Source organism: Pseudoalteromonas sp. ESRF-bin5 (genome assembly GCF_002632075.1).
Classification (GTDB): Bacteria; Pseudomonadota; Gammaproteobacteria; order Enterobacterales; family Alteromonadaceae; genus Pseudoalteromonas; species Pseudoalteromonas marina.
This window is the reverse complement of sequence record NZ_NTLW01000266.1, coordinates 1-5,869: the sequence shown is the minus strand read 5'-3', so window position 1 is coordinate 5,869 and position 5,869 is coordinate 1. Positions and strand designations below refer to the sequence as shown.

7 protein-coding genes are annotated in these 5,869 nt (G+C 40.1%); 1 reads left to right on the top strand and 6 read right to left on the bottom strand.

Going from position 1 to position 5,869, the window contains the following annotated elements; genetic code table 11:
- Window positions 1-1,139: response regulator (locus tag BCG07_RS16405; RefSeq protein WP_286891138.1), on the top strand; the 1,139-nt coding region annotated here is incomplete at its 5' end.
- A 70-nt stretch (window positions 1,140-1,209) separates the two neighbouring features.
- On the opposite strand, the gene pdxJ is transcribed toward BCG07_RS16405, so the two are convergent.
- The 6 genes from pdxJ to BCG07_RS16375 all read right to left on the bottom strand — a co-directional run.
- Window positions 1,210-1,941 carry a pyridoxine 5'-phosphate synthase gene (gene pdxJ, locus BCG07_RS16400; protein ID WP_006794152.1) on the bottom strand — a complete coding sequence of 244 codons (732 nt, stop codon included), beginning with the start codon at window positions 1,939-1,941 and terminating at the stop codon, window positions 1,210-1,212.
- Window positions 1,942-1,963: 22 nt separating this feature from the next.
- Window positions 1,964-2,656 carry a DNA repair protein RecO gene (recO, locus tag BCG07_RS16395; RefSeq protein ID WP_203984467.1) on the bottom strand — a complete coding sequence of 231 codons (693 nt, stop codon included), beginning with the start codon at window positions 2,654-2,656 and terminating at the stop codon, window positions 1,964-1,966.
- Between the two features lie 20 nt (window positions 2,657-2,676).
- Window positions 2,677-3,609, bottom strand: a complete 933-nt coding sequence (era, locus tag BCG07_RS16390) for a GTPase Era (protein WP_058428511.1) — start codon at window positions 3,607-3,609, stop codon at window positions 2,677-2,679.
- Window positions 3,599-4,276: a ribonuclease III gene (gene rnc / locus BCG07_RS16385; RefSeq protein WP_006794149.1), complete on the bottom strand. Its 678-nt coding sequence runs from the start codon at window positions 4,274-4,276 to the stop codon at window positions 3,599-3,601. Before rnc ends, era begins: the two co-directional genes overlap by 11 nt.
- A 2-nt stretch (window positions 4,277-4,278) precedes the next feature.
- Window positions 4,279-5,214 carry a signal peptidase I gene (lepB, locus tag BCG07_RS16380; protein WP_008132752.1) on the bottom strand — a complete coding sequence of 312 codons (936 nt, stop codon included), beginning with the start codon at window positions 5,212-5,214 and terminating at the stop codon, window positions 4,279-4,281.
- A gap of 16 nt (window positions 5,215-5,230) precedes the next feature.
- Window positions 5,231-5,869 (bottom strand): elongation factor 4 family protein (locus BCG07_RS16375; protein WP_502694079.1); only part of this gene is annotated, 639 nt, incomplete at its 5' end.

Below are 5,869 nucleotides of genomic sequence, written 5' to 3'. Positions count from 1 at the left end.
TGTCTTTATTGACTGAGTGGCAAGCAAATGTAACGCCATGCTTTAACGAAGCCAGCTTTTTATCGGCCGTAGAAAATACCCAAACCAAATTTGATATTTGTTTAATTGGCCACATGGCATCGGTTGATCACATGCAACTATTAAAAGGCTATGTAAAAACAGTAAGAGACTCGACCGACTATTTATATTTAATGCTTAATACCGTTTCACATAATATGCGTGAGGCGTTTATTGGCAGCGGTGCAGATGCTTGCTTAAGTAAGCCGCTGAATCATCGTAAGTTATGTGAAGTGCTTGCCGCACCATATAGACTCGACCATCCTGTTCATAATATAGAGCAGAGCGAGCAAAAATTATTACCGCTTAAAGTGCTGGTTGTTGATGATAACGATGCTAACTTAAAACTTATATGTACATTGCTCGATGAACAGGTTGAAGTAATTGATACCGCTCATAATGGTTCACAAGCTTATAGTTTAAGTAAAAGCCATAAGTACGATGTTATTTTTATGGACATTCAAATGCCGATAATGGATGGCATAACCGCGTGTAAACTTATCCAAGAGTCATCGCTTAATGAAGACACACCTATAATTGCAGTAACTGCGCATGCCCTGCATAGTGAAAAAGAACAACTACTGAAAGATGGCTTTAAAGGATATTTAACCAAGCCTATTGATGAAGATACACTTAAACAAATTATTAGCGACCACAGCCCACAAACGCCAATAAATCGTGAAAAAAGCAAAAATGAAATACCACAAAGTCCAGCGCCTTTTGAGAGTAGCCGAATAGATTGGCCCCTTGCATTACAACGCGCTGGCGGAAAAAACGAATTGGCGCTTGAAATGCTTAATATGCTGCTTTTAAGCATACCAGAAACGCTTAATTTACTGACTAAAGCTATTGATGATGAAGCTTGCGAACAAGTACTTAGTATTGTGCATAAATTTCATGGTGCGTGTTGCTACACGGGTGTACCGAAATTAAAATCGTTAGCTGAAACTATTGAGACTTCACTTAAAAATGAGTGCGTGCTCGAAAATATAGAACCTGAACTTTTTGAGCTACAAGATGAGCTTGAAAACCTATTGGTTGACGCAAAAATGGATAGTAAAAACAAAAAAGACGTGCTTTAAGCGCGTCTTTCAATTATGCCTTAACACTCATACTTGATAGTTAAGTTAAAACAGCTAGTTATAATTAAAGTTAAATCCGCGCTTCAATCATTAGGCGCTTCATATCACGCACCGCTTTATCTAGGCCATCAATGGCGGCACGCGCAATAATAGCGTGGCCTATATTTAACTCATAAATTTCTGGCATAGCCGCTATTGGTTTTACATTATGATAATTTAAACCATGCCCTGCATTTACAATTAAGCCTAAACTTGCAGCGTATTGTACTCCTTGACGAATGTGTTCAAGTTCTTTGCTTAAGTCGCTATCGTTTGTAGCGTCTGCGTATGCACCGGTGTGTATTTCTACATAAGGTGCGCCACAGGCTTTTGCAGCATCTAATTGTGCAGTATCCGCGTCAATAAATAATGAGACTTTGATACCTGCATCAGTAAGGGTTTTAGTTGCCGCTTTTATTTTTTCTATATTACCTGCAACATCTAAACCGCCCTCAGTGGTCAATTCCTCTCGTTTTTCCGGCACTAAACAAACATATTCAGGCTTCACCTCTAAAGCAATAGCAATCATTTCATCGGTTACTGCTGTTTCGAGGTTCATACGTGTTTGAATGGTTTTTGCCATTACGTACACGTCACGGTCTTGAATGTGGCGGCGGTCTTCACGTAAATGAATGGTAATGCCGTCTGCACCGGCGTGCTCTGCAACGCTTGCTGCATGTGCTGGGTCAGGATACGTTGTTCCTCGTGCTTGGCGAAGCGTTGCAATGTGATCAACATTTACACCCAAAAGAATATCTTTCATTGTTTTACCTGTAAAATTACGTTTATTGAGAGGCCGTAAATAACTCACGACTTTTTAATGGCTTATTACCTAACAAAGGTTTTAGTAAATAGCGACTTAACTGTTTTGCCATATATAACACATCTTTTCGGCTAAAGTCATGATTTGCTATTGCTTGAAGCTGTTCACCGCTAAAACCTGAGCGAGTATCTTCTTGGATAACAAACCCAAGTTCAGAGAAATAACTATACGTAAGCGCTTCATCTATTGGCTCACCGTTGGTATCAAAACTGAAATCAACACCGTAACCCAGTAATTCTAGTAATTGAAATTCGTACGAACGCAAAACAGATTGCAAATTGGTGCCACGGTTTAAGTTTTCTAAATGAGATTTATAAAGCTCATAAGCTTGTTCAATAGGCTCATTAACAGGCACTATTCTGTTTGTTAACTCGTTTAAATAAAACCCACAATAAAGCTCGTCACCAGATAGAAAAAGCGGTGCGCCGTGCAGCTCAAATTTATTAATGTATTTTAAATCGTACTTACCACTATAGTGAACAAGTAGAGGTTGAAAGGGTTGTAATTGCGCTTTGTGTTTAGTGGCCTGGCGGCCACTAATTCGTGCGATCATTCTAAGCTGGCCAACGCCTTCTACTAGCATATCGAGCATTACTTGTGAGTCACTATAAGGACGTCGGTGTAATAAATATGCGGTATAGAAGTCACTATCCATAAAGTAGGTTACTTACTATTTTAGTCTTCACCATAGCCTAGGCTTCTAAGTGCGCGTTCGTCATCAGCCCAACCAGATTTAACTTTTACCCAAAGCTCTAAAAATACTTTGTTATCGAGCATTTCTTCAAGATCTTTACGGGCTTCACGGCCAATTACTTTTAGCTTTTCGCCTTTGTTACCAATAACCATGCGCTTTTGTGTTTCACGTTCAACTAAAATTAACCCATTGATATGCCAAACACCGTTTTCTTGCCACTTAAACTGCTCTATTTCAACAGTAACCGAGTAAGGTAATTCTTCACCCATAAAGCGCATTAGCTTTTCACGAATAACCTCTGCAGCCATAAAGCGCATCGAACGATCGGTCACGTAGTCATCTGGAAAGTAAAACTCACATGGCGGAAGACGTTTGGTTACTTCGTCTTTTATAAGGTCAATATTTTTACCTTGCTTAGCCGAAACCGGCATAATGCTTACAAAGTCAAACTTATCGCCTAATAACTTCATGTGCGGAAGCACTAAATCACGGTCTTTCACTTGGTCAATTTTATTAATAACCAACATCACGGGCTTACCGCTTTGTGATACTTTATTTAGTACCATTTCATCATCAGCAGTCCAGTGTGTTCCTTCAACCACAAAAATAATCAGTTCTACGTCACCAATTGAACTAGACGCAGCACGATTCATTAAACGGTTAATTGCGCGCTTTTCTTCTATGTGAAGTCCCGGCGTATCAACATAAACGGCTTGATGTTTACCTTCTGTATGAATACCCATAATACGGTGGCGCGTTGTTTGCGGCTTACGTGAAGTAATACTGACTTTTTGCTCAATAATCTCATTGAGTAAAGTCGATTTACCTACGTTAGGACGTCCTACAATGGCAATCATGCCACAAAATGTATCAACATCGCCTTCATGAGGTTGTATTAGGGTATCAAGATTCATTTTTAATTATCTTCAATGCTTTTTCAGCAGCTTTTTGTTCGGCCTTACGGCGTGAGCTACCAACAGAAATTATGCTATCCATTCCATCAACAATACATTCAACCGTGAATGTTTGATTGTGCGCTTGGCCCTTTGTATCAACCACAGTGTAGCCTGGTAAAGGAAGTTTGCGACCTTGTAGATGCTCTTGCAGCAGGGTCTTCGGATCTTTTTGATTAAGCCCTGGTGAAATAGCATCTAAGCGTGATTCGTACCACGATAAAATAAGCTCGCTGCAACGCTCAATACCTGAATCTAAGAACGCAGCACCAATGATGGCTTCTACTGCATCGGCAAGCGTTGATTCGCGACGGAATCCACCACTTTTAAGCTCACCTGGGCCTAAACGTAAGTAATCACCTAAACCAAATTCAACGCCAAACTCAGCAAGTGTTTGACCACGTACCAGTGTTGAACGCATGCGGCTTAAGTCGCCTTCACGTGCTTTTGGGAATTTGGCATAAAGTGCATTAGCAATAACAAAGCTCAAAATTGAGTCGCCTAAAAACTCCAAGCGCTCGTTATGCTGACCTTTGTGACTGCGGTGCGTCATTGCCTGTTCAAGTAAACCTTGATCAGAAAACTCGTAGCCGATTTTGTTGTATAACTCTGTTACATTTTTTTTCATTGTTACTGAATATTACCTAGGCGTTCAAAGCGAACACCAGTTGGAACCCATCCTGGTAAAACATCATCAGGGCCATTCTCAAATTCAAAACTCATCCATATAAAGACAGCTTTCCCCACCAAGTTTTCTTTTGGTACAAATCCCCAAAATCGACCATCTTCACTATTATCGCGGTTGTCACCCATCATAAAATAGTGATCTGCGGGTACAACCCACTCATCGGTGCGAGTACCAGCTTGTCTAAAGTAGCGACCTTTTTTCTCTGGAACCTCAGGGTAAATTAAAATATCGTGACCATCTTCTGTTAGCGATTCATTTATTCGAACCGATTCCATGCCTTTTAGCATAAACTCGCCTCTATCTTTCACTTCCATGTCAATTTTGTTGTACTCACCACATTGTAAGTTACTGCGGCTTACTTCACCTTCAGCACACTTTGGCTGAATGTATAGGTGCTTATCGCGGTATACAACCTTATCGCCAGGTAGTCCTATTGTTCTTTTGATGTAGTCAATTGTTTCATTACCAGGAAACTTAAAAACAACAATATCACCACGTTCTGGCTCGTCCATCTCAACTAATTGAGTGCGCCAAACAGGGTCTTTTATACCGTATGAATACTTTTGTACTAAAATAAAATCGCCCACGAGTAGTGTTGGCATCATTGAACCTGACGGAATTTGAAAAGGTTCAAAGATAAACGATCTGAAAATAGTAATAGCAGCAATCATCGGAAAAATCGATTTTGCAGTTTCAGTTAATACTGGCTCTGGTGCAATTAATGCTGCTGTTTCATCATCTAACTTTGCGCCAGCAGAGGTTTGTGCTAACGCTAAACGCTCTTGCCTTTTTGGTGCATACATTAAGTGGTCTATTAACCATATTAAGCCTGAGCCTAAGGTTAACAGCACCAATAAAATTGAAAAGTAACCAGCCATTTATAATCCTTTGTTGTTATTTGCCAACTTTCAAAATAGCTAAAAACGCCTCTTGAGGTACTTCTACATTACCTACTTGTTTCATGCGTTTTTTACCATCTTTCTGTTTTTTGAGTAGCTTTTTCTTACGACTCACATCACCACCGTAACATTTGGCAATTACGTTTTTACGTAGCTGTTTTACAGTTGTACGCGCAATAACATGCTGGCCAATCGCTGCTTGAATTGCAATATCAAACATTTGGCGCGGAATAAGCTCTTTAAGCGCATCAGCAAGCTGACGACCACGCGATTGCGCACTGTCTCTGTGAGCAATAATTGCAAGCGCATCAACACGTTCACCATTAATTAAAATATCAACGCGCACCATGTCTGAGGTTTGAAAGTGCTTAAAATTATAATCTAGCGATGCAAAACCACGGCTTGTAGATTTAAGCTTATCGAAGAAATCCATTACCACTTCAGCCATTGGTAACTCATACGTTACTGCAACTTGCTTACCGTGATAAGTCATTTTGGTTTGGCTACCGCGCTTTTCAATACATAGGGTAATTACATTACCTAAGTACTCTTGCGGTACTAATATATTTGCCTCAACAATCGGCTCACGAATTTCTACAATGTCATTTACTGCGGGTAAGTCAGACGGATTATC